The sequence below is a fragment of the Rothia nasimurium genome, from assembly GCF_004569295.1.
GTDB classification, from domain to species: Bacteria; Actinomycetota; Actinomycetes; order Actinomycetales; family Micrococcaceae; genus Rothia; species Rothia nasimurium_B.
This window is the reverse complement of record NZ_SPQC01000003.1, coordinates 36606-59959: the sequence shown is the minus strand read 5'-3', so window position 1 is coordinate 59959 and position 23354 is coordinate 36606. Positions and strand designations below refer to the sequence as shown.

22 protein-coding genes are annotated in these 23354 nt (G+C 61.0%); 13 read left to right on the top strand and 9 right to left on the bottom strand.

Annotated elements, in window-relative coordinates:
- Positions 1-2: 2 nt before the first annotated feature.
- The 3 genes from E4U03_RS01415 (at position 3) to E4U03_RS01405 (ending at position 3518) form a co-directional block, all read left to right on the top strand.
- A complete protein-coding gene (locus E4U03_RS01415; RefSeq protein ID WP_135011214.1) occupies positions 3-1604 on the top strand; it encodes an ABC transporter ATP-binding protein in 1602 nt (533 codons plus the stop codon).
- The gene (locus E4U03_RS01410; protein WP_135011213.1) at positions 1594-2394 is read left to right on the top strand and encodes an energy-coupling factor transporter transmembrane component T family protein; all 801 of its coding nucleotides are present in this window, start codon (positions 1594-1596) and stop codon (positions 2392-2394) included. The genes E4U03_RS01415 and E4U03_RS01410 overlap by 11 nt, the downstream gene beginning before the upstream one ends.
- Before the next feature lie 242 nt (positions 2395-2636).
- The gene (locus E4U03_RS01405; protein ID WP_135011212.1) at positions 2637-3518 is read left to right on the top strand and encodes an aminotransferase class IV; all 882 of its coding nucleotides are present in this window, start codon (positions 2637-2639) and stop codon (positions 3516-3518) included.
- A gap of 18 nt (positions 3519-3536) precedes the next feature.
- On the opposite strand, the gene E4U03_RS01400 is transcribed toward E4U03_RS01405, so the two are convergent.
- Both E4U03_RS01400 and E4U03_RS01395 read right to left on the bottom strand, forming a co-directional pair.
- Positions 3537-4766 carry a multidrug effflux MFS transporter gene (locus E4U03_RS01400; RefSeq protein WP_135011211.1) on the bottom strand — a complete coding sequence of 410 codons (1230 nt, stop codon included), beginning with the start codon at positions 4764-4766 and terminating at the stop codon, positions 3537-3539.
- Positions 4767-4844: 78 nt separating this feature from the next.
- On the bottom strand, positions 4845-5492 hold the full coding sequence (locus E4U03_RS01395; RefSeq protein WP_135011210.1) for a hypothetical protein: 648 nt from the start codon (positions 5490-5492) through the stop codon (positions 4845-4847).
- 91 nt (positions 5493-5583) lie between these two features.
- On the opposite strand from E4U03_RS01395, the gene E4U03_RS01390 reads away from it, so the two are divergent.
- Together E4U03_RS01390 and E4U03_RS13070 are read left to right on the top strand one after the other, a co-directional pair.
- Positions 5584-5868, top strand: coding sequence for a hypothetical protein (locus E4U03_RS01390; protein ID WP_135011209.1), 285 nt, complete (start codon positions 5584-5586; stop codon positions 5866-5868).
- Positions 5834-6349, top strand: coding sequence for a C-terminal helicase domain-containing protein (locus tag E4U03_RS13070; RefSeq protein WP_209304102.1), 516 nt, complete (start codon positions 5834-5836; stop codon positions 6347-6349). Before E4U03_RS01390 ends, E4U03_RS13070 begins: the two co-directional genes overlap by 35 nt.
- Here E4U03_RS13070 and E4U03_RS01380 read toward each other — a convergent pair.
- Complete coding sequence (locus tag E4U03_RS01380; protein ID WP_245207631.1) at positions 6346-6819, bottom strand: low molecular weight protein-tyrosine-phosphatase; 474 nt, start codon at positions 6817-6819, stop codon at positions 6346-6348. The two genes, E4U03_RS13070 and E4U03_RS01380, sit on opposite strands and share 4 nt — an antisense overlap.
- 510 nt (positions 6820-7329) lie before the next feature.
- Between E4U03_RS01380 and E4U03_RS01375 the strand changes: the two genes are divergently transcribed.
- The 7 genes from E4U03_RS01375 to E4U03_RS01345 all read left to right on the top strand — a co-directional run bounded on the left by E4U03_RS01375 (position 7330) and on the right by E4U03_RS01345 (position 14839).
- Complete coding sequence (locus tag E4U03_RS01375) at positions 7330-7578, top strand: hypothetical protein (RefSeq protein WP_135011206.1); 249 nt, start codon at positions 7330-7332, stop codon at positions 7576-7578.
- A gap of 361 nt (positions 7579-7939) precedes the next feature.
- Positions 7940-9787 (top strand): molecular chaperone DnaK, encoded by a 1848-nt coding sequence (gene dnaK / locus E4U03_RS01370; protein WP_135011205.1) that lies wholly within the window; start codon positions 7940-7942, stop codon positions 9785-9787.
- Positions 9788-9789: 2 nt separating this feature from the next.
- Positions 9790-10395, top strand: a complete 606-nt coding sequence (locus tag E4U03_RS01365) for a nucleotide exchange factor GrpE (RefSeq protein WP_135011204.1) — start codon at positions 9790-9792, stop codon at positions 10393-10395.
- Positions 10396-10491: 96 nt separating this feature from the next.
- Entirely contained in the window at positions 10492-11481 is a 990-nt protein-coding gene (locus E4U03_RS01360) for a DnaJ C-terminal domain-containing protein (RefSeq protein WP_135011203.1), read from the top strand.
- Positions 11482-11483: 2 nt separating this feature from the next.
- Entirely contained in the window at positions 11484-11909 is a 426-nt protein-coding gene (locus E4U03_RS01355; protein ID WP_135011202.1) for a heat shock protein transcriptional repressor HspR, read from the top strand.
- 188 nt (positions 11910-12097) lie between these two features.
- Positions 12098-13186, top strand: a complete 1089-nt coding sequence (locus E4U03_RS01350; RefSeq protein WP_135011201.1) for an LLM class flavin-dependent oxidoreductase — start codon at positions 12098-12100, stop codon at positions 13184-13186.
- A gap of 198 nt (positions 13187-13384) precedes the next feature.
- Positions 13385-14839 carry an alanine/glycine:cation symporter family protein gene (locus tag E4U03_RS01345; RefSeq protein ID WP_135011200.1) on the top strand — a complete coding sequence of 485 codons (1455 nt, stop codon included), beginning with the start codon at positions 13385-13387 and terminating at the stop codon, positions 14837-14839.
- Positions 14840-14927: 88 nt separating this feature from the next.
- Here the strand turns inward: E4U03_RS01345 and trmB are convergent, their stop codons facing one another.
- The 5 genes from trmB to E4U03_RS01320 form a co-directional block, all read right to left on the bottom strand.
- Entirely contained in the window at positions 14928-15749 is an 822-nt protein-coding gene (gene trmB, locus E4U03_RS01340) for a tRNA (guanosine(46)-N7)-methyltransferase TrmB (protein ID WP_135011199.1), read from the bottom strand.
- Positions 15750-15828: 79 nt separating this feature from the next.
- Entirely contained in the window at positions 15829-16449 is a 621-nt protein-coding gene (locus tag E4U03_RS01335) for a hypothetical protein (protein ID WP_135011198.1), read from the bottom strand.
- A 37-nt stretch (positions 16450-16486) separates the two neighbouring features.
- Positions 16487-18091, bottom strand: coding sequence for a GMC oxidoreductase (locus E4U03_RS01330; protein WP_135011197.1), 1605 nt, complete (start codon positions 18089-18091; stop codon positions 16487-16489).
- A 434-nt stretch (positions 18092-18525) separates the two neighbouring features.
- Complete coding sequence (locus tag E4U03_RS01325; protein WP_135011196.1) at positions 18526-20217, bottom strand: alanine/glycine:cation symporter family protein; 1692 nt, start codon at positions 20215-20217, stop codon at positions 18526-18528.
- 151 nt (positions 20218-20368) lie between these two features.
- Entirely contained in the window at positions 20369-20776 is a 408-nt protein-coding gene (locus tag E4U03_RS01320; RefSeq protein WP_135011195.1) for a hypothetical protein, read from the bottom strand.
- A 287-nt stretch (positions 20777-21063) separates the two neighbouring features.
- Between E4U03_RS01320 and E4U03_RS01315 the strand changes: the two genes are divergently transcribed.
- Positions 21064-22497, top strand: coding sequence for an amino acid permease (locus E4U03_RS01315; RefSeq protein ID WP_135011194.1), 1434 nt, complete (start codon positions 21064-21066; stop codon positions 22495-22497).
- Here the strand turns inward: E4U03_RS01315 and E4U03_RS01310 are convergent.
- On the bottom strand, positions 22494-23336 hold the full coding sequence (locus tag E4U03_RS01310; protein WP_135011193.1) for an HNH endonuclease family protein: 843 nt from the start codon (positions 23334-23336) through the stop codon (positions 22494-22496). The genes E4U03_RS01315 and E4U03_RS01310 overlap by 4 nt on opposite strands.
- Positions 23337-23354: the final 18 nt, after the last annotated feature.

Here is a 23354-nt window from a genome sequence, read left to right as displayed (position 1 = left end):
GCGTGCAGGTAGAGCAGGGGGCTCGCTTTGTGGCCCGTGATTTCGGCTGGCACCACCCCGGGCGGGCTACCCCTGCCTTTTCGGGGCTGAACTTTGAGATTGCCCCGGGGCAGAAGGTGCTCCTGGTGGGCCCTTCTGGCGCGGGCAAATCGACTCTGCTGCACGCCATGGCGGGTCTGCTTGTTGATGAGGACGACCAAACCCAGCTGGGGCAGCTGACCGTCAACGGGCAGGTTCCCACCGAGGCCCGCGGGGTCTGCGGGCTCATGCAGCAGGACCCCGAAAGCTCGGTGGTGCTGGCGCGGGTGGGCGATGATGTGGCCTTTGGGCCCGAGAACCTGGGGGTGCCCCGCGAGGATATCTGGGACCGGGTGACCTGGGCCCTGGACGCCGTCGGTTTGGGCTCCCTGCCCCTTGACCGTTCCACCTCGGCTCTTTCTGGTGGGCAGAAGCAGAGGCTGGGCTTAGCCGGCATCTTGGCTATGCACCCCGGTGCCCTGCTCCTGGACGAACCTACCGCCAACCTCGACCCGGCGGGCGTGCTTGAGGTGCGCGACGCCGTCCTGGCCGCCGCTGCCGCTTCGGGAGCTACCCTGGTGGTTATTGAACACCGGGTTGGTATTTGGGCAGAGCACGTTGACCGGGTGCTGGTGCTCGATGCTCAGGGGGGAATCAGCTTCGACGGCCCGTCTGCGCAGGTGCTGGAACAAGCCCGCGACCAGCTCATTGCCGGTGGGGTGTGGGTGCCCGGCTATGTGCCCCACCTGCCCCGGGCAGGGCAGGTGGGGGCGGACGTCCGCCCCGGGCAGGGAGAGGGCGGCTCCTCCCTGCTACTTGAGGCTCGCGAGGTGAGCCTGACCCGGCAGCTACCTACCCGTCGCCAGCGTAAGGAGCGCTCCCGCGCTATCGCCGCGGGGCAGGTGCCTACCCTCGATTTGCCCACCCTGGCTAGTGGAATCAACCTGACCCTTTCTTCCGGGGAGCACCTGGCTCTTTTGGGGCCCAACGGGGCCGGGAAGTCGACCCTGGCGCTGACCCTTGCCGGGCTAATCTACCCGGCTGCGGGGCAGATCTACGCCCATGCGGCACTCACCGCGGGCCTACCCGCCCGGCACCGTAGCTCCGACCCCGCTAGTTGGCCCGCGGCCGAGCTGGCTGACCGTATCGGTCTGGTCTTCCAGGAGCCGGAACAGCAGTTCCTTGCCCCCACCGTGCGCGCAGAACTAGAGTTTGGCCCCCGGCACCTGGCCCGTGTGCGCAAGGAGAAGATTGATGAAGACAGGCTGGCTGCCCGCACCGATGAGCTCCTTACCCGCCTGCGCCTTACCGACCTGGCTGACGCCAACCCCTTTACCCTCTCGGGCGGTGAAAAACGGCGGCTGTCGGTAGCCACGGCCCTGGCCACCGAACCGGCTATCCTGGTGCTTGATGAACCTACCTTCGGGCAGGACGCCACCACCTGGGCCGAGCTCGTCACCCTCATCAAAGAACTACTCGACCGGGGGCTGGCCGTTGTTTCGGTAACCCACGATACAGACTATGTAGCGGCCCTCGGCGGTACGCGCCTGATCCTGCAGAAAGCGGAACCCACCCATGGCTCTTGACCTTTTCGCGCTAGGCCCTGCCCACCGTAGCCGTGCCGGAAAGCTCAATGCGGGCACCAAACTGCTGGCTACCTTCCTGCTGTCGATAGGGCTGCTGCTCATCAAAGACTGGGGCACAGCCCTGGTGGTATTTGCTCTTGAACTGGCTCTGCTCAAAGTCTGGGGCGTGCAGCCTTTCGCCCTGCTGGCCCGCTTCTGGCCCCTGCTGATTGGTACCCTGCTCACCGGCTGGTCTACCTCGCTGATCGCCGATAAAACGGGGGAGACGGTACTCCAGGTGGGGTTCATCTGGATTACCATCGACTCCCTTGCCGTGGGTATATCCCTGATGGTTCGTGGCCTGGCCCTGATTCTTCCCAGCCTCTTGCTCATCACCACCACCGACCCTACCCACCTGGGTGACTCCCTGGCACAGACAGCTAAACTGCCGGCCCGCTTCGTCCTAGCCGCCTTGGCCGCCTTGCGCCTGCTGGGGCTCATGTTCAGCGAATGGCATACCCTGGGGCAGGCGCGGCGGGCACGCGGGCTAGGGGCAAGCGACTCCCTGCTTCGCCGCGTCCGCACCCTGGCCGGGCAGACCTTCGCCCTGCTGGTGCAGGCTATCCGGCGCGGCACCCGCCTGGCTGTCACTATGGAAGCCCGCGGTTTTTGTGCTGGGCCCCGCACCTGGGCCCGCGTTCCCGTCTATAGCAGGGATGATTCGACCTTCCTGCTGTGCTGTCTGGGAACGCTCATCATCGGCTATGTGACATCGAGCCTTGCTGGCACCCTCACCTGGGTGTGGCAGTAAAACATGACCTAAAAAGTCCAAAATCTTTAAGAAAGCCCGGGGTGCAGCGTTAGAGTGAAAGTATGTGCCCAGTCACCATACCCCACGCTGGGTGACCTCGGGTCAACGACTCCGAGCCCCCGACCAGAGGGCTCGAAACACGCTCGTGCCGCACATGGTGCTCGCATCAGGTGCTCCCGCTCCGCGGCCCCTAACGCCAGGTTGCCGCGGGAGCATCAGCGTTAAGGGTTAGGCTTGGAAGTATGACTACAACCGTTGTGATGCTAACTGAAGCCAACCCCGCCGGTGAGCTGGTTGACGCCACCGCCCCCCTCATCAACATCGAAGATCAGGGGCTGACCCGTGGCGACGGCGTCTTTGAAACCATGCTGGCCGCTAACCGCCGCGTCCGTAAATTTAAAGCCCACCTGACTCGCCTGGCCGGTTCCGCCCGTCTACTCGACCTGCCCCTGCCCGCTGAAGACAACCTGCGGGCTGCGGTGCAGCTAGCCGTCGACGCCGCTGCCCAGGGCCCCCAGACCGTGCTGGGTGAAGAGCACACCGTCAAAATCATCATCTCCCGCGGTACCGTTGAAGCCGGCCCCCACACCTGGGTGGCCGTGGCCCCGTCCTCACCCACGATTCTGCGTCAGCGCGAGCAGGGGGTGCGGGCTATGCTCCTACCGCGCGGCCACGACCCCGCCGAAGACTCCGCCTACCCCTGGCTCCTGGCCGGGGCCAAGACCCTTTCCTACGCCATCAACATGTCGGTATTGCGCTATGTGGGCAAACACGGTGCGGACGACGCTATCTGGGTGACCGACGACCGCCGTATTCTTGAGGGGGCAACCTCATCGGTGATCGTTGCCAAGACCGAGGGGCAGAAGAAGGTGCTCTACACCCCCGAACCGGCCCACGGCGTTCTGCCCGGCACCACCCAGGGCGCTATCTTTGCGGGTGCTCGCGCTGCCGGTTGGGAGCTCGGTTACGGGCCCCTCTACCCCCAGGACCTGCTGGAGGCGGACGCCGTGTGGCTGGCATCCTCGGTGCGTCTACTGGCGCCGGTCACCCACCTCAACGGCACTCCCGTGGCCACCGATAAGGAGCTGACCGAAGAACTGCTGGGCTACCTGGCGCGCAGCTAGCGGTGGGGTAGACATTCGCTAGGGCTTGGGCCGGTCAGTCGCGTAGTCGCTCTCGGCCCGCGGCGTAGTAGCCAGGCTTAGAGCGCTGAGGGCCGCAAATCCCACCATCGCGCAGGCCATGGGCAGGTAGGCGCTGCTGCCGCCCAGGGCAACCAGGGGTGAAGCTAGGCCACCCATCAGCGCCTGTACGGTGCCGAGCAGGGCGCTCGCGGAGCCCGCAATATGGCGGGCTTCGCCGAGTGCCAGGGCTGAGGCGTTACCAAAGACCATGCCGACTGAGGCGGTGAAGGCAAACAGCAGAACCATGGTGGGAACAAGCGAAGGGGTACCCAGTAGGAAGTAGCCCAGCAGGAGCAGGCTGACAGTCAGCAGGGAGCTGGTGCCAATGACGAGGAGCTTGCGCAGGGCAACCTTGCCCACCAGGGAAGTCATCACGGTGGAGGCAAGGACGATGGCCAGGGAGTTCAGGCCAAAGACGTAGGTGAAGTGGGTTTCGCTCAGACCCATGACGTTTTGCAGCAGGTAGGGCGAACCAGAGATATAGCTAAAGAGGGCACCGAAGGCCAGGACCATGGTCAGCATGAACCCCCGGTAGCGGCGGATTCGGGCCACCTCGATAATGCCGGCATAGGCTGAGAGCAGGGAACCGGTGCGGCGCTTGTTTGCCGGTAGGGACTCCTTGATGAAGAAGAGAACCAGCACCAGGGAAATAGAGATAATGACGCTAATGACCTTGAAAATATCGCGCCAGGTACCGTGAGCCAGCACGAAGCCGCCGATGAGCGGGGCGGCGACCGGGGCGATGCCGTTGATCATCATCATGATGCCTATCAGGCGGGCGGTCTGCAGGCCACTGGTGGAATCGGCCACGATAGCGCGGGCTAGCACCATGCCGATGGAGCCGGTAAAGCCCATCACGAAACGGGCCGCGATAAACAGCTCAATGGTCGGCGCAAAGACGCAGACCAGGGCTGAGAGGGCGCAGAGGGTTACACCAATGAGGAGGGGCAGACGGCGCCCGGTCTTGTCTGAAAGCGGCCCCACGATAAACTGCCCGGTGCCCATGCCCACCATGAAGGCGGTCAGGGTCAGCTGGGCGTAAGCGGTGGTGGTACCCAGATCAACCGCGATAGCCGGGAGCGCTGCCAGGTACATATCAATGGCCAGTGGGCCCACAGCCGTGAGCGAGGCCAGGGTAATAATTGCAATCGGCGGCAGGCCCCGATTAGGTGCGGCGGCTGAGGTCATCGGCGGTGGGTCTTCCTCTTGTGGGCGGTTTTCAACCCGTCCATTCTACGCCTGCCGGTTTCTTATTTGATAGGGAAACTAATGTGATGTTGCAGAAATGAAAAAATATGACCTACCGCTGAACATAGCGGACGCCCGCCCCGCATAGGCGCTTGCGTAGGCTGCCAGCAGGTCGGCTTCTTGTTCTGCCCACATGTCCCAGTAGGGGCGGTAGGTTTCTCCGTCCCGGGCTAGGGCCCGCTGCCTGCGGCGCGCGGTATCAAGCTCCACGAAAACACCCACATCGTGGGTGCCGGTCAGAGCTCCCACCCCCTCAGCGATGAGCACGCCGCCCGCCGCCTGCTGGGCAGCGGTAAAAGGGTGTGGTCCGGTTGTCTGAGAGCTACCCCAATCCCAGCCAAACCAGTGCGGGGCAGTCTCGGGGGAGTTGGCGCGTCCGTCCGCCACGGCCTCGGCAAGCTGCTGCCATACCAGGGCAGCCTGGGCCAGCCCGCTCCAGCCCTGGTAGAGGCCTTCTAAATGAAAGACCTCGGCTGCGATACCCCGCTTGCTCAACCAGGTAGCCAGCTCAGCAGTCAGGGTGGTTTTACCCGACCCGCTGCGTCCGTCAATCGCCACCAGCAGCGGCCGCCCACCCCGCACCTGCTGGTGGGCCCGCACCACCACCTCACCGAGTGAATCTAGCCCCGTTAGCTCAAGCACCCCGGCCTCCTTCACCTTTGCCATAACTACTGCCCTCAGGCTACCGCACTGGGGCGACCTGCTAAGCCATAATGAGAAACAAGCCAACCGGCTCCACCGACAACCAGGGGAACACATGAGCACCGAAGAAGCCCAGGGCACAGCCCTGCTCCACGCCAGCCAGCGCAGCCAAGCCACCCTCGCGGCCCTAGCCGCCCCCACCGCCCTGCGCTTCAACCTGCCTGAGGGCTACGCAGGCTCCCTCTACCGCTTCGCCCCGTTGGCGCCCGCTTCTATCGAGAACCTTTCCACCTGGCTCACCCAGCAGTTCTGGCGCAACCAAAACCCCTCCCTGCACGATGACCTGCGCACCCTTGCCGCAGCAGGTGACAACCTTCCTGCCCTTCTGGCAGATATCTAGGCCGGGAGCGGCGGCCTGCTCAACCGACTCTTTGGCGGCCAAAAGCGCCGCGCCGCAGAAGCTGCCAGCGCAGCCCTTGCTGAGCGGCTGGCATCCACCTCCGGTGCCCTCACCCGCCTCGAAACCGCCCTCGGCACCAAAACCATCGGAACCGTCACCGGCACCATGCCCCAGCCGAACGCCAAGCCGCCGTCGACAGGCTCAAGGACGCCGCCCCGGCTCTGTCCTACTGGCCCAAATCACCGCCGCAGGCGCTGGACTCAACATCCAATCAGCCTCCGTCGTCATCCTCGCCGAACCCCAGTTCAAACCCACCATCGAAGCCCAAGCCATCGCCCGCGCCCACCGCATGGGCCAAACCCACGCCGTCGATGTCTACCGCCTACTCGGCGCCAACACCGTCGACGAACGCATGATCGAAATCCTCAGCCTGGACGCTGCCGCGCCCGTGGCCGATAGTGAGGGGACGGCTGAGGGTTAGTTGCTGCGTGCCTGGGCGTGTTTGATGACTCCGGGCACAGCGTCCCGAATCATCTGGAAGGTTTCGTAGAAGTTGCTCATATCACCGTACCAGGGGTCGTAGATGCCCAGCCGGTCAAGGGGCTGCTCTGCGACAGCCGGGTCGAACTCGCGCATGAGTCGGACCTTGGCCGCAGCCTCGTCGTTAGGGGCTAGGCGCTTGAGGGCCCGGTAGTGGTTGGTGTCCATGGCTAGAAGCAGGTCGTAGCGGTCAAAATCGGCCCGGGTGAACTGCTGGGCTCGGTGGGAGCCGGTATTGATGTTGAGCTCATCGAGCACCTTCTTGGCCCGGTGGTCGATGGGGTTGCCCTCTTCTTCGTTAGAAATGCCGCTGGAGGCGACCTCTACGGCGAGCCCTGCCTGGGTGGCAGCCTGCTTGATGAGGTACTCGCCCATGGGGGAGCGGCAGATATTTCCGGTGCATACAGTCATGATTCGATACATACTCACTATGTTCCCATGAAGCTTTCGGGAAAAGGTGGGCGGGCAGGGAAGCTGAATAAAAGTGGTAAAAAGTTCGCTCTAAGGCGGAAAATAAGGGCAACCTGTGTATAGTCTTACAGGTACACACACTTGATGGTGGCTCTTAGGCAAGAAGGTTTGCCCGGTTCATACAGCAGTGAACTGAGAAGAGCAGCACCAGACACCCAGTTTCTTGAGTTCTTTCGAGATGACAAAAGCCCCGCAGGTCACACACCTGCGGGGCTTTTGCGTACCTCACCTAAAATCTGCTTCTCGTGACCGTACATATGTATATGTGGCGGTGGCTGCAACATGTTGCGTTCACGAACGGGTGCTACGGGTCGAGCTCGAAACTGGCGGCAAAGGAGCCCAAAGATAGCACAGGAAGACGTAAACACCGCACGAAATATAACCAAGCTGACCATTATCACCAGGAAAGTTGGCTAGCACACACTATATGTGCGAAGGGTGTGATTCTCCATGACCAACCAGCCCACTACGCCAGACCTCAATCTGCCTCCCGCCGGGCAGGCAGCATTTACTGATGGGGTTGCGCAACCCGTACCTGGCACTCAGGCGCCCGATACCCTTATTGGCAGCCCCATGCCTCAGCCTCCCGCTGGCCCGAAAAAGAAAAACATGGGTCTGCTTGTTGGAGGGATGTTGGCTATCGGTATTGCCATAGCTATCCTGTCGGGGCTTATGATCTCCGGCGTCTTCGGTGGGTAGAGAACACCTTCTGTAGGTTCTAGAACGCAGTGCGTTGCCCCTTGGTTGCGCTGGGGTCTAGCGCAACTTTGCCGAGTCAGCACCTCCTTGTTGTGGGGTGCCGACTTTTTGTGTTCATTTTCAGGGTTTTAAAAGGTGTGGACGCCGTCACCCGCCTTTGCCTTGCAAGGGCGGGGCGGGCGTCCGTCCGCTCCCCCACTAGTTTAAATTTTATCTGCGCAAAAAAGTTGAGTCTTTTTGACTCAGCTCTGTTGACTTCTGTTTAAAACATGGCAAACTAGATATCAAGACAAACGAGTTGAGTCCACGCGACTCAACTTGTTTGAAAGATGTACAGATAACCAAACCATAAGGAGTAAACATGTCACGTGCAGTAGGTATTGACCTCGGTACTACCAACTCAGTTGTATCAGTCCTCGAGGGTGGTGAGCCCACCGTCATCGCCAACGCAGAAGGCGCCCGCACCACCCCCTCCGTCGTAGCTTTCTCAAAGGACGGCGAAGTTCTGGTCGGCGATGTCGCAAAGCGCCAGGCAGTCACCAACGTTGATCGCACCATCGCTTCCGTCAAGCGCCACATGGGCACCAACTGGACCACCGACATCGACGGCAAGAAGTACACCGCCCAGGAAATCTCAGCCCGTACCCTCATGAAGCTCAAGGGTGACGCTGAAGCCTACCTGAACGACAAGGTCACCGACGCCGTCATCACCGTCCCTGCCTACTTCAACGATGCCGAACGTCAGGCCACCAAGGAAGCTGGTGAAATCGCGGGTCTCAACGTCCTGCGTATCGTCAACGAGCCCACCGCAGCAGCCCTGGCCTACGGCCTCGACAAGGGTAACGAAGACGAACTGATTCTGGTCTTCGACCTCGGTGGCGGTACCTTCGATGTCTCCCTGCTCGAAGTTGGCAAGGACGAAGACGGCTTCTCCACCATCCAGGTACGCGCAACCTCCGGCGACAACCGCCTGGGTGGCGACGACTGGGACCAGCGCATCGTCGACTTCCTGCTGGAGCAGGTCAAGTCCAAGACCGGCGCCGACCTTTCCAAGGACAAGATTGCCCTGCAGCGCCTGCGTGAAGCCGCAGAGCAGGCCAAGAAGGAACTGTCTTCTGCAACCTCCACCAACATCTCCCTGCAGTACCTGTCCGTCACCCCTGAGGGCCCTATCCACCTGGATGAAAAGCTGACCCGCGCCAAGTTCCAGGACATGACCGCAGACCTGATCGAGCGCACCAAGAAGCCCTTCAACGACGTGATTGCTGAAGCTGGCGTCAAGGTTTCAGACATCGCCCACATCGTGCTGGTTGGTGGCTCAACCCGCATGCCCGCCGTCACCGAGGTCGTCAAGGAACTCTCGGGTGGTCGCGAGCCCAACAAGGGCGTCAACCCCGACGAGGTCGTCGCCATGGGCGCAGCCCTTCAGGCAGGCGTTCTGAAGGGTGAGCGCAAGGACGTTCTGCTCATCGACGTCACCCCCCTCTCACTCGGCATCGAGACCAAGGGTGGCGTGATGACCAAGCTGATCGAGCGCAACACCGCGATCCCCACCAAGCGTTCCGAAACCTTCACCACCGCTGAAGACAACCAGCCCTCAGTATCGATTCAGGTCTTCCAGGGCGAGCGTGAGTTCACCCGCGACAACAAGAACCTGGGTACCTTCGAACTGACCGGCATCGCACCCGCCCCCCGCGGCGTCCCCCAGATTGAAGTTACCTTCGACATCGACGCCAACGGCATCGTGCACGTCTCAGCTAAGGACAAGGGCACCGGCACCGAGCAGTCTATGACCATCACCGGCGGTACCTCCCTCTCCAAGGAAGACATCGACCGTATGGTCAAGGACGCCGAGGCTCACGCTGAGCAGGACAAGGCCCGCCGCGAGGCAGCCGAGACCCGCAACGCTGCTGAGAACACCGCTTACTCCATCGAGAAGCTCATCAAGGACAACGACGAGAAGCTGCCCGAGGACGTCAAGGCCGAGGTTCAGGCCGACGTTGACGCCCTGAAGGCTGCCCTTGAAGGTGAAGACGATGACGCCGTCAAGGCCGCTTTCGAGAAGCTGCAGGCATCTCAGACCAAGCTGGGCGAGGCTCTCTACGCTCAGGCCCAGGCAGATGCAGCAGCCGGTGAAGGTACCAAGGCTGAAGACGAGGACGTCGTTGACGCCGAAGTAATCGATGAAGAAGACGAGAAGAAGAACTAATCATGGCTGAGAACACCAACGAGCCCGTCGACAACCAGCCCGAGGGTACCGACCCTCTGGAGGAAGCCTTCGCCGCCCCGGCTGCTGAAGACCACCCCGAGCCCGAAGGTGTAGCTGCTGACGCTGCGGCAGGCGAAGAGTCTGCCGCGACCGAGGTCGGCGATAGTGCAGAGGCAACCGATAACGCTGATGCGGCTCTTGCCGCCGAGCGTCTTGAGGATTTGCGCCGCCTTCAGGCCGAGTTCACCAACTACAAGAACCGCACCACCAAGGAAAAGGACCAGCTGCGCGATTTCGTTATCGCCGACCTGGTTGCCGCCCTGCTGCCTGTCATCGACGATATCGATGCCGCCCGCAAGCACGGCGACCTTGAAGAAGGCCCCTTCGCCGCGATTGCCAATAAGCTCGAAGAAACCCTGACCAAGCAGGGTCTTGAGCGATTCGGCGAGGTTGGCGAACCCTTCGATCCCCAGGTGCACGAGGCTGTACTGCAGCAGCCCACCAGCGAGGTTGAGCCTGATTCAGTCTCCATGGTCCTGCGCAACGGTTACAAGGTGAAGGACCGCGTGGTTCGCACCGCCCAGGTAGCCGTAGCGGTAGCAGAATAAGGACGCGGGCGGGCACCCGGCCTGATACGTCAGGCTGGGTGCCCGCCCAGTTCTACCCCCTAAAAGACACAAGATCTACCTCGGAAGGAGAGGCATATGGCGAGCGAAAACTGGCTCCATCAAGATTTTTATAAGGTACTAGGCGTAGCCGAGGATTCCTCCGAGGCAGATATCAAGAAGGCCTACCGCAAACTGGCCCGCAAGTACCACCCCGACCAGAACCCCGGCGACGAGGCTGCTGAGAAGAAGTTCAAGGAGGTCTCAGAGGCCTATGACGTGCTCTCAGACCCCAAGCAGAAGGAAGAGTACGACCAGATCCGTAAATACGGGGCCGCAGGCTTCGGCGGGGCTGGCGGCGGCTTCTCTGGTGGGTTCCCCGGCGGTGCAGGTGGCTTCCCCGGCAGCGGTGCTGGTGGCATCAACATTGAAGACCTGCTGGGCGGCATGTTCGGCGGCGGTGCTGGCTTTGGCGGGGCCGGACGCTCCGCCGGTGGTTTCCCTGGCGGTGTGGGTGGGTTCCCAGGCGGTGGCTTCTCAGCTCCCAAGGGTGAGGACGCCACTACCAGCGCCCGCATCACCTTCCAGCAGGCCTACGATGGCGCTGAGGTCTCGGTGTTCCGCCCCGGTGGCTCTCAGGCCCAGGTTCGCCTGCCGCGCGGCGTCAAGGACGGCCAGAAAATCCGTGCCCGAGGCAAGGGGCACCCCGGTGCCGGTGGGGCAGGGGACCTGATCGTCACCGTCCGCGTAGATTCTCACCCCGTCTTTGACCGCGAGGGCGATAACCTGCTCGTGCGCGTGCCCGTCACCCTGGAAGAAGCCGTTAAGGGCGGCGTCATTGAAGCCCCCACCCTCGACGGTGGGAGCGTCAAACTCCGTCTGGCTGCCGGTTCGCCGTCCGGGCGTAAGCTGCGTGCTAAGGGCCGCGGCTTCGTGACCAAGAAAGGCACCGGCGATATGCTGGTCATCCCCGAGGTACAGCTGCCCACCAACCTCACACCCGAAGCTGAGGCAGCTCTCGATGCCTTCTTCGCGATTGCGCCTCAGACCAACCCCCGTGAGGACCTGCTGAGGAAAGCTGGTGACTAAGAATGGCTCTCGAATCTGACCGCCCGGTCTTCGTTATCTCTGTAGCTGCCGAACTTGCCGGTATGCACCCGCAGACCCTGCGCCAGTACGACCGGCTAGGGCTGGTGCAGCCCCAGCGTGCACCGGGGCGGGCCCGCCGCTACTCCGAGCGCGACGTGCAGAAACTCCAGGAGGTTCAGGAACTTTCCCAGTCCGGTGTCTCCCTCGAGGGTATTAAGCGCATTATGCAGCTCGAGAACCAGGTGGAGGCCTTGCGGGCCCGCATGAGCGAGCTGCAGGCTGAAAATGAGGCCCTACGTAATCGTCTGCAGGACGGCTCCCGCGTCTTCGCTGCCGGAACCTCAGGTGGGGCTGTGCACCTGGCCCGGGGCAAGCGTCCGGCTGTCCGCCAGACCTCCCAGGCCGTGGTGCTCTACCGGCCGCGCTAAACCCGACCCCTAGACCCTGACTGTAACGATGGTGCCATCTGCGCGAAAGAGATTCGTGCTGATGGCAACCATCGCTACATTTAAGACATGGCTACTCGCCGCGCCACAAAAAACTTTCGGAATAAAGTAATGTAGGCTGGTGTTGAACCTCCTGTAAACGATCAACACAGCACCGAAAGGTAATCGAAATGACCAGCATCAGCACCGCCCCCGATCTACGCCCCAGCCTGCCCAGCGTTGATAACACCGCCTTCCAGATGGGGCTAGACACCTTCGGCGACACCACCGCCGACCTGGCAGGCAACCGCCTGCACCATGCCCAGGTGATTCGCAACGTCCTAGAGCAGGGCCAGCTCGCTGACCGTGTAGGCATCGACTTCTTCGGCATCGGTGAGCACCACCGTCCTGACTTCGCCGTCAGCGCCCCCGACACCATCCTGGCGGGCCTGGCAACCTCCACAGAGCGCATCCACCTGGGCTCGGCCGTCACCGTCCTCTCATCCGATGACCCCATCCGCGTCTACCAGCGCTTTGCCACCATCAACGCCCTCAGCAACGGCCGCGCCGAAGCTGTACTGGGCCGAGGCTCCTTCACCGAGTCCTTCCCCCTCTTCGGCTACAAGCTCGAAGACTACAACTCCCTCTTTTCTGAGAAGTTCGACCTCTTCACCAAAATCATCACCCAGGAGCCCCTCAACTGGAACCCCGGCAATCGTGAACCCCTGGTGAACCAGGAGATTTACCCCAAGACCGAGGGAATTCTCAAGCACTGGCTGGCCGTTGGCGGCAGCCCGGAATCTGTTGCCCGCGCGGCCCAGTACAAGACCCCGCTCATGCTCGCTATCATTGGCGGGCCGGCTGAACGCTTCAAGCCCTACACCGACCTCTACCGCCGGGCCAACGAGCAGCTGGGCAACGGAACCCTGCCCATTGCTGTGCACTCACCCGGCCACATCGCCGACACCGACGAAGAAGCCCGCAAACAGCTGCGCGAGCACTGGATTGCCGGACGCAATAAGATCGGTGCCGAGCGCGGCTGGGGCCAGGCGGGGGAGCGCGAATTTGAGCACGAAATTGAACACGGTGCCCTGTACGTAGGTTCGCCCGAAACCGTCGCGCAAAAAATTGCCGATACCGTTCAAAAGCTGGGCATCAACCGCTTTGATCTTAAGTTCTCTAACGGCGCTCTGGCCCACGAGCACTCCATGAGCTCGATTGAGCTTTACGGCACCAAGGTGATGCCGCGCGTGCGTGAACTGCTGGCAGAAGCTCGGTAAGGACGCCGCCAGTAAGATGTAGAGAATACCGGCTAGTCAGCAGGTACACAGGGTAAGACGATATAGGTCTTCCTGTCCTTGAGTCGCTATAGTTGAATGGCGCCCCACCGCAGTGCACACGCCTGCGGCGGGGCGTCCTTATTCATCACGCAGCTGCGGTGCTCCCTCGCCCGCAGCGACCTGTATCAAGGACACCACATGACCTTTCAAGACGTCTTGAGCGCTATTAGCTCCCTCATCTGGGGGCCCTTTGTGCTGATACCGTTGCTTCTTGGCACCGGTATCTACCTGACGGTGAGGCTGGGCTTTATCCAGCTCACCAAACTACTTGTCGCTAACCGTCTAGCCTTCTTTGAACGCAAGGACGACGGCGCCACCGGCGGCGACATCTCCCAGTTCCAGTCCCTCACCACCGCCCTAGCCGCGACGGTTGGCACCGGTAATATCGTCGGCGTTGCCACCGCGATTTCTATCGGTGGCCCCGGTGCTCTCTTCTGGATGTGGGTCACCGCCATTTTCGGTATGGCCTCCAAGTACTCCGAAGCCTTCCTGGGCGTGCGCTACCGCACCACAGATGCCAAGGGGGAAGTATCGGGCGGCCCCCAGTACTACCTCCAGCGCGGTATCAAGGGCCCCCTGGGTAAATTCCTAGCCCTCTTCTTCGCGGTAGCCGCCGTGCTGGCGTCCTTCGGCATCGGTAATACTGCCCAGGGAAACTCCATCGCCCACAACCTTGAAGACACCTTCCACCTGCCCGCAGCCCTCACCGGCATCGTGCTGGCTCTCATCACCCTCTTCGTGCTGATGGGCGGTATCAAATCTATCGGGCGGGTGACCAGCGCCTTCGTGCCGGTCATGATTCTCTTCTACGTGGGCGGGGCCCTCTATATTCTGGGTGTGCACGCCGCTGACCTGCCCGCGGCCTTCGGCCAGATTTTTGCGGACGCCTTCACCGGATCCTCCGCGGTCGGTGGCTTTGTAGGTTCCACCCTCATGTATGCAGTGCAGTACGGCGTCGCCCGCGGTATTTTCTCCAACGAATCTGGCATGGGCTCTGCCGCTATCGCCGCATCAGCCGCCCAAACCACCCACCCGGTGCGCCAGGGCATGGTATCGATGACCCAGACCTTCATCGACACCATCATCGTGGTCTCCTGTACCGGCCTGGTGCTGGTTGTCACCGGTATCTGGCATGCCAGCGACCCTGTAAGCGGCGAGCAAATCTCTGCTTCCGTGATGACCAGCCAGGCCTTCGCCTCGGTGATTGGCCCTGCGGGAAGCTGGATCGTGACCATTGGCCTGGTCATGTTCGCCTACTCCACCATTCTGGGCTGGGCCTACTACGGCGAACGCAACATCGAGCGTCTCTTCGGCCGCCGCGGCGTTACCCCCTACCGCCTTTTCTTCGCGGTGATTGTCTACTTCGGTTGCACCATGGAACTCACCGTGGCCTGGACCTTCTCAGACATCGCCAACGGGCTCATGGCCATTCCTAACCTGATTGGCCTGCTCCTTATGACGGGGCTAATCGTGAGGGAAACCAAGTACTACCTGGCCAACGACCCCAAGCTCACCGCATCTAAGGCCGAGATTGACGCCTTTATGCAGGGGCACCCCGGAGCGATTGACTCCTACGAGAAAACGGGGCAGTAAGAAAACCCTCAGCGTATAAAAGAGGCGGGTATCCGCCGCATCCCATAGGTGTGCGGGTACCCGCCTCTTTTACACAGCTAACGGATTTTTATCGACGAATGTAGGTCAGGTCGTGGGCCCTGCGGCCCGCTTCACCTGCCTTGCGTTCGAAACTGGTAACCACGCGTCCGTCCCAGCGAGGGGCCCAGCCGCCAACAGGGTCTTCCTCGGTGGTGTTTTCACCGGCGTGGGCATTGGTGAACTCGGGGTGAGCATCAAGTACCTCGCGCATGACCAGGGCATATTCTTCCCAGTCGGTGGCCAGACGCCAGATACCACCGGGCTTGAGAACCCGGGCTACCTTATCTGCAAAGGCAGGGGAGACCAGACGACGCTTGTGGTGGCGAGCCTTGTGCCAGGGGTCGGGGAAGAAGACCCAGAGCTCATCAACAGAAGACTCTTCGAGTAGGTTATCGAGCAGCTCGGGGGCGTTGGCTTGAGCTACACGCACGTTCTCGGCCCCGGCCTGCCCCATCTTCAGGAGCAGGTCAGCGATACCGGGGGTATAGACCTCAACAGCCAGGAAGTTAGCCTCGGGCACCTGGGTGGCACGATTGACGATGGCCTCGCCCAGGCCGGAGCCGATTTCAACAACGAGAGGGGCGTCGGTGCGTCCGTACAGGGTCTGCTGGTCAAAGACCGCGCCCTCAGCGACCGAGGTGTCGCCGATGTTGCGGGGCAGGTCAAGCACATGAGTGGGGGCGTAGGTATCCCAGGCCTTCTGACGGCGGGCGGTCAGGCGGTCTCCGCGGCGAACAAAGGAATAGGGCTGGCGATGGAATTTTTCGGGGACGGGGGCCGAGAGGTCTTCTCCGGCGGCCGCCCGGGCGGCCTTATCAGCCAGATCTGCTTTTTGTTTGTGGGTTTCCATAGCTTTCATTCTAGCGGTGGCCGGGCAAGAAAAAGCGGGGTGCAAGCAGCTGCTCATACCCCGCCGAAAAGAAGAGACTCTAGGAGGCCAGGAAACCGGTGACGGTACCCATGAGCTCAGAGTTGTCGTCGTAGTCGCCCTGGTTATCGTCGATAACGGTAGCTGCTACGAAAAGTTCGTAGTCAACATTCCAGAAGGGCTTCTCAACGTAGTAGCGCAGGGGAATGGTGACGGATGCGCCGGGGACCAGGGTGCCTGCGTAAACCCAGGCGTAAGTGGGGCCGTTAGGGTTGGCCTGGCCAGTGTAGGCGAAGGTAACCAGGGGGTTCACAGAGTTGACCTGGGTGCCGATAGAGGCCAGGGAGTTAACGTCGGTGCGGACGTCCTTCATCTGGGTTAGCAGGATACCGCTGGGGTTAACAGCGGGTACGGTGCCAACGTTGGTGATGGTCATGCTGTCCGGCAGGGAGCCGTAGCTCTGGGGGGTAGTGCCATCCTTGCCCACGTAGATGCCAACGTTCTTGACCGGCTCGAAAGTGTCCCAGTCAATCAGGGGCTGGGCCAGCTCAATGGCCAGGTCGGTGTCGCCCTCGGGGAGAGCACTAGCGGCGTAGGCGGGGACGGCGGTGGTGGCCAGGACGGCCGGGGCAGACCAGAGGCCAGCCTTGACGATGGTACGACGCTGGGTTTTAAGAGTCATGCTTATCTGTTTCTGTTCCTTGTGTGTGTCTGATGTTTTAGTTGAAGCGTCCTGCGGCAATCAGGCGGTCCATGTTCCGTTCGGCAATCGCGGTGATGGTAACGAAGGGGTTAACACCAACCTTACCGGGAATGAGGGAGCCGTCCATGACAAAGAGACCGGGCACGCCCTTAACTTCACCGTTGAGGTCGGTGGTTTCGCCCAGGACCGCACCGCCTAGGGGGTGGTAGGTGAAGTAGTCGGCGAAGGTCTTGCCGTTCAGGAAGAGGCCGGTGTTGTAGGAGGTGCCGGGGTTGGCTGCGTTGAGCTTGTCCATGAAGGCCTTGGCTGCGGCAACACCGGGGGCTGCCTTGGCGGCGTCCCAGTCTAGGTCGATGTTGCGGGTGTTGGGGTTCCAGGTGAACTTGCCGAAGTTGGGGTTGTTGGTGATGGCCAGGTAGAGGCCGATACGGAGGTCTACACCGGCGGGGAAGGGGGCCAGTTCGGCGAAGATGGAGTTGGTGGAGTTATCCCAGTTGGTGATGCCCATGGCGGGGATACCGGACTGGTAGGTGCCGGTGGCGGTGTTCATGTTGCGGGCTACCATGATGTTGCCGTTGGGGCCCCAGGAGCTACCCAGGGTGGAGGGCAGGTTCTTGATGGTGCCGGTGCCCTGGGCGCGGAGGAGCAGGCGGTTGGTGCCGACCGAGCCGGCGGCCATGACTACTCGGTCGTAGGTGCGGGAGGTAACGCTGAGGACCTTGCCGCTGAAGTCGATGGTGCGCAGAATCAGGTTGAAGCTGCCGTCGGACCGCTGGGAGATGGAGGTAACCTCAGTCATGGTAGTCAGGTTGACCTTGCCGCTGGCGAAGGCCTTGGCCAGGATGGTCTTGGGCAGGGACTTCTTGCCGTGGTCGTTACCGAAGATGACCTGGCCTCCCAGTGCAGACTTAGCGACTCGCTCGAAATTTTCCTGGCGCATATAGTCCCAGTCGTAGACGTTGGGGACGAAGCGATGCTGGAAACCGGCTTTCTTGGCCTGGGAGGCCCCTAGGCGGGAGAAATAGTACCACTTGGAGGTACCAACGATGTCGCTGGGGGGTGCAGTAACACCCAGATTGGTATTGGCCCGGGGGAAGTAGGTGGAGTACATCTCTGCGGCGTCTACCATGGGCATGACCTGCTCAAAGTAGGAGCGCTCGGGGGTGACGGCCATACCGCCGTTGGCCAGGGAGCCACCACCGACACCCTTACCTACGTAGACCTTCATGTTGGCGAAACGCTCAACACCCAGGACGCCGGCGCCGGGGGTGATGCTGCGGTTGACGAAGTCGAAGCCTGCGATGTTGGACAGAGGCATGTCGGTGCGGTTTTCAAACCACATGGAGCGGCTGGTGGGGTCGGTCATCTGGTCGAAGACGTAGCCGTCGGACTGGGGGGCCATGTCGCCCCAGTCGGCGCCCATCTCGATCATGTCGACGGTGTAGCCCTTTTCGGTCAGGGCGCGGGCGGCTACAGCGCCGCCGTAGCCGGAACCGATGATAGCGATACGCTGCTGGCCGTTGGCGTGGGCGTTAGTGGTGGTTGCTGCGGTCAGGGCGGACGCGGCGGATGCAGCTGCGGTCAGCTTCAGGGCTGAGCGACGGTTTGAGGTAAATGACATGGGTGTGTCCTCTTCTAAGTACAGGTGCGAAACCGAGTGGGTAGCGCTCGTAAGCCTTGGGGGAGGCCGCGAGAGCTTTGTGGGCTATTTCGTGAGTATTCTGCGGAATATTTTCAGAATGCGAAAAGTCCTGTCCCCATTTTAGCGGTATTTTGGGTGCGCTTACGTCGCGCGATGTAAGAGACAGGAGGGTCTATTGCGTTCTTCTGTGCTGGAAAATTTATCGCCAGGAGCAGATGGTGTCGCAGACCTGTCTAAATAGGGAAGATATGCAAAGGGATGAAGCGGCTTTCATGTTTTTCAAAAAGAAGTAATGCTTGATGAATCAAGGGAAATTTAAAAAGACAGCCTTCGGGTGGACGGCTCCTCGCGCTTATTTTTAAAAACCATCTGTGCTACTTCATGAGTCAAATTTGTGTGATGGATACGAAAAATTATTTTGAGCTGCTCGCTGAGTCATCGATGGCCCGCGGGTCGGTGGGGGTGCCAAAAGTGGGCTTTGCCTGCTGAATGATGGGCAGGGAACCGGTCTGTAGGGGGATGCTGCCGGTGTTGACCTCTTCGAGGGTGACGTTGTAGACCTGGGGCTGGGAACTCTGGGCTGCATTATCGGCAATCATTTTTTCAGTGATTATTTTGAGGCTGGTGGTATCGGGGTGTTCTAAAACCGGGTTCTTCTGGGAGAGGTCAACCTCATGGTCGATTTGGGCGTCCAGGCCGCCGAGATGGCCGTACATGAAGCTGTCGATGTTATCGACGGTCGCTTCAAAGTTAGGGTCGTGGGTGAGGTACTTCTTGGTTTCGCGGGCTACAAGACCGGAGAGCAGCAGTAGGCCGATGAAGTTGGGGATAGCCATCAGGCCGTTCATGATATCTGAGAAGGTAAAGACCAGGGTAAGCGGTGCAAGAGCGCCCAGGCCGCAGACAAGAGCAAAAATCATGCGATAGCCCACGATGGCTTTGGCGCCCCCGCCGAGCGACTCAAGGGCACGTTCGCCGTAGTAGGACCACCCGAGCACGGTGGAGTAGCCCAGGAGCACCAGGCAGAAGGTAACGACGTAGCCACCCCAGTTGCCGGGCAGACCGGTGGCAAAGGCAATCGAGGTTGATGTAGCCGGGTCATCGCCCCGCCAAGCGCCCGTTGTGAGCAGAATGAACCCCGTCATTGAGATCACCACGATGGTATCAACAAAGGTTTGAGTCATGGACGCTAGCCCCTGGCGTACGGGGCGGGAAGTGGTTGCCACCGCTGCAGGAATGGCTGCGGTACCCATGCCCGACTCGTTGGAGAACAGCGAGCGCTGGGCGCCGACCTGCAGGGCAAAAATCATTCCGGCGCCGACGGCTCCGCCTAGGGCGCCCTCGCCGGTAAAGGCGCCTCGCATAATCATGGCAAAGGCCTCCGGGAGCATGTGGGCGTTGACGGCCACAATATAGGCCCCAAATCCCAGGTAGAGCAGAATCATGAGGGGCACGCAAAGGGCTGTGACCTTTGAGACGGTTTTGATGCCGCCGAGTAGGGCTGCTGCTGTTCCTAGGGCAAGGACGCCTGCGGTGAGGTAGGGCGGAATGTTGAAGGAGTGTTCTAGGTTGGCTGAGATGGCGTTTGCCTGGGTCATGTTTCCGATGCCGAAGCAAGCAAAGACGCAGCAGACAGCGAACATGGTAGCGAGGAATTTTCCGAAGCGGTTGGGGATGCCTCGTTGCAGGTAGGCTTGGGGGCCGCCGGTGAGCTCGCCCATTTTGTCGCGGTGGCGGAAGCGGACGCCGAGGAAGCACTCGGTGTATTTTGAGGCCATACCGAAAATGGCGGTAATCCACATCCAGAAGAGAGCTCCGGGGCCGCCGATGCTGAGGGAGAGGGCTACGCCAACGATGTTGCCGGTGCCTACGGTGGCGCCTAGGGCTGTGCTCATGGCCTGGAAGGAGGATATTTCGCCTTTGGCTCCTTCTTGTCGGGAGCGGCACCCGAACTGCAGGCTCATGGCCTTGGTGAAGAGCCTGAGCTGGATGAGGCCCAGGCGGATGGTGAGGAAGATGCCGGTGCCAATCAGCAGAGGCAGTAGGAGGAAGGGGCCCCAGATGAAGCTGCTGGCTGTGTCGAGTGCTTCTTGCAGGGTGCCCACGGGTCTATCCTTTTCCTTCTCTATGGTCTAGCGCTTGTTAATTTATCACACAGCTGATGATGAGCCTGCTTCCTGTTGGTTTATTTAAGACATAGAAAACCGCCCCGCTCCTAGTAAGGAGCGGGGCGGTGAAACAGGGAGTTGCTTGGGGTTACTTCTTCTTGCTTGAGAAGAGTAGGGCCAGACCTGCGCCGAGCAGAACAACGTCCTTAGCCATGGCGGTGCCCTCCTGAGTGGGGCGGATGCCGTCCTTTTCAGTCATGGAATCAATGCCGAAGTACATGCTCAGCAGACCGCCTGAGAAAGCGGTCAGGCCCAGGCCTGCCAGCTTGGGGGAAACGAAAGGGGTCAGCAGGGCTGCGCCCAGGGCGGTTTCACTGACGGCAAGGGCCTTGCCGAACTGCTTATCGGAGAGCTTGGCTACCTGGGGCACGCCGGCTGAAGCCATGCCCTTGAGGTAACCGTAGGTGGCCTCGTCCATGGAGAGCTTGCCGATGCCTGAGTTGAGGACCAAGGCGCCGGTAGTCAGGCGGAGGGCTGCATTTGAAAGCTTGGGCATGAGAAATCCTGTCGATAGGGGCCTCGGAATCGCACGGCAACCCGAGAAAATTTTTGTTTCCGTGTAAAGATTCTAGCGTGGTGGTGGCGGCTTGAACAGTGGGAAAGAGCGGCCGAGCGGAGGCCCGGGGCAACCCTGCACGGAAAAACACCCCTGCTAGAAGGACTACACTTGACCTGAACTATAACAAAATACCGGTCTGGAAAGGCATGCAATCCCTGCTCTCCCCGCAGAAGAGGGGCCGTGTTCGTTCCCGGCAGGTCTTTGACTCTTCTAAGGGGGCGCTCATGGCTACAGCCGAGCACACACCTGAACCGCAGGCGGCAGAAGGCCTGCAACGCGGTCTTTCGAACCGTCACATCCAGCTCATTGCCATCGGTGGCGCTATCGGCACTGGCCTCTTTATGGGCTCGGGCAAGACCATCTCACTCGCAGGTCCCTCCCTGCTGCTGGTCTACGCCATCATCGGTGCCGTAATCTTCCTGGTGCTCCGCGCCATGGGTGAGCTGCTGCTGTCAAACCTCAACTACAAGACCTTCAACGACTTCATCACCGACCTGCTGGGCCCCAGCGCTGGCTTCCTAATGGGCTGGTCCTACTGGTTTACCTGGGTCGTTATCGGTGTTGCAGATATTATTGCTATCACCAGCTACGTCCACTTCTGGTGGCCCGACCTTCCGGCTTGGATTCCAGCTCTCTGCCTGATCGGCCTGTTGCTGGCTCTGAACCTACCCAGCGTGAAGAACTTCGGCGAAATCGAGTTCTGGTTTGCCCTCATCAAAATCGTGGCAATCGTCCTTCTCATCATCGTGGGCCTAGTCATGGTCATCGCTGGCTTTACCTCCCCCAACGGTGATAAGGCCTCCGTTGCAAATCTTTGGAGCGACGGCGGCTTCTTCCCCATGGGCGCAAGCGGCTTTTTCGCAGCCTTCCAGATTGGTATCTTTGCCTTCCTGGGTGCTGAACTGATTGGCACCACTGCCGCTGAAACCAAGGACCCCACCAAGACCCTGCCCCGCGCCATCAACGCGGTGCCGGTCCGTATCATCATCTTCTACGTGCTGACCCTGGCCGTAATTCTCATGGTCACCCCCTGGCGCAACATCGACCCCAACCAGAGCCCCTTCGTCGAAATGTTCACCCTGGCGGGTCTGGGCTTTGCCGCCCACCTGGTGAACTTCGTGGTGCTCACCAGTGCGACCTCGTCCGCTAACTCGGGTATCTTCTCGACCTCCCGTATGATTTACGGCCTGGCCCAAAGCGGTAGCGCCCCCGCCATCTTTGGCAAGCTCTCGAAGAGCGGCGTGCCCCGCAACGGTCTCTTCCTGACCACCGTGCTGCTCTTCTCGGGCCTGATTCTGCTCTACTCGGGTGACTCCCTCATCGCGGCCTTCACCCTGGTGACTACCGTAGCTTCGGTGCTGACCGTTGTTACCTGGTCGCTGATTATGATTGCCTACCTCAAGTACCGCAAGACCCGCCCGCAGCTGCACGAGGCATCCACCTACAAGCTGCCCGGTGGCGTCTTTACCTGCTACGCTGTCCTCGCCTTCTTTGTGGGCGTCATCGTGCTACTCTTCATGTACGAAGACACCCGCCAGGCCCTGATTGCCATGCCGGTCTGGTACGCCCTGCTGGGTGCAGGCTGGTGGCTGGTCCACCGCAAGAACCGCGGCCAGACCCTCACCGCCCGCGCTGAAGAGAAGGCTAAGAACAACTAGCCAGTGAAGCTGGACCTGTAAGCGGGCTGGTCAGGACACGTCGCAAGGACGCCCTGCATAGCTCGCTTTTCAGCGCTTGTGACGGTGAGCTGGTAGGCAGCTTTCACCGATACCTGCCGTGCCACATATTCGCAGCGGTAGCCGGGCTGGGGGAGCCAGGCGTCCGCGCTCTTATCGGACTTCTCGGTATTCGCTGCCTGCCCCGCCGCCTGCAGGTTGAGTGGGTCATTCGCTAGTAGTACGCGCTGGTCTGCGCTCCACTTCCAGGCCCCAGAAACCCAGGCATTAGAGAGGGCCACTACATGGTCAATGGGTACAGCCTCGCTGGTCTTGGGGCCACGGGTAAAGTCAATGCTTTCAGCGGTGTAGGGGTCTAGCAGGCTCCCCGAGAGCACATAGCAGTTAGTCCCAATCTCAAGGTTGGTGAGGTCGCGGGTCAAAATATCGTTGCGCTGGTCGCAGCCGTTTTTGTCAATATCAGCCCAAGCCTGGCCGTAGGCATCACGTTTATAGGTGGTTTCAGTATAGGCATCTGCCACCGTGAGGCCATCTAACACCTCACTGGCGGTGGAATAGGTCTGCACCCCCGAACCCGCAAACCCGGTACTCACAGCGGTACCCGCAGGGTTGAGCAGGCTATCGAGGGCAGACCGCACACTCCACTGGTGCGACCGCAGCCAGAGCACACCGCCCACCAGCAGCACCGCAACCAGCAGGAGGGCTAGCGCCCGCCGCAGACCTCGGGGCAAATCCGCTACAAAACGGACGCCCGCACGAATCTGGCGGTCACTGGGCGAGGAAAGACGGGGCGCGGAAGGGCGCTTGCGGGAGGTGCTCATAGGACACCTATTCTAGCC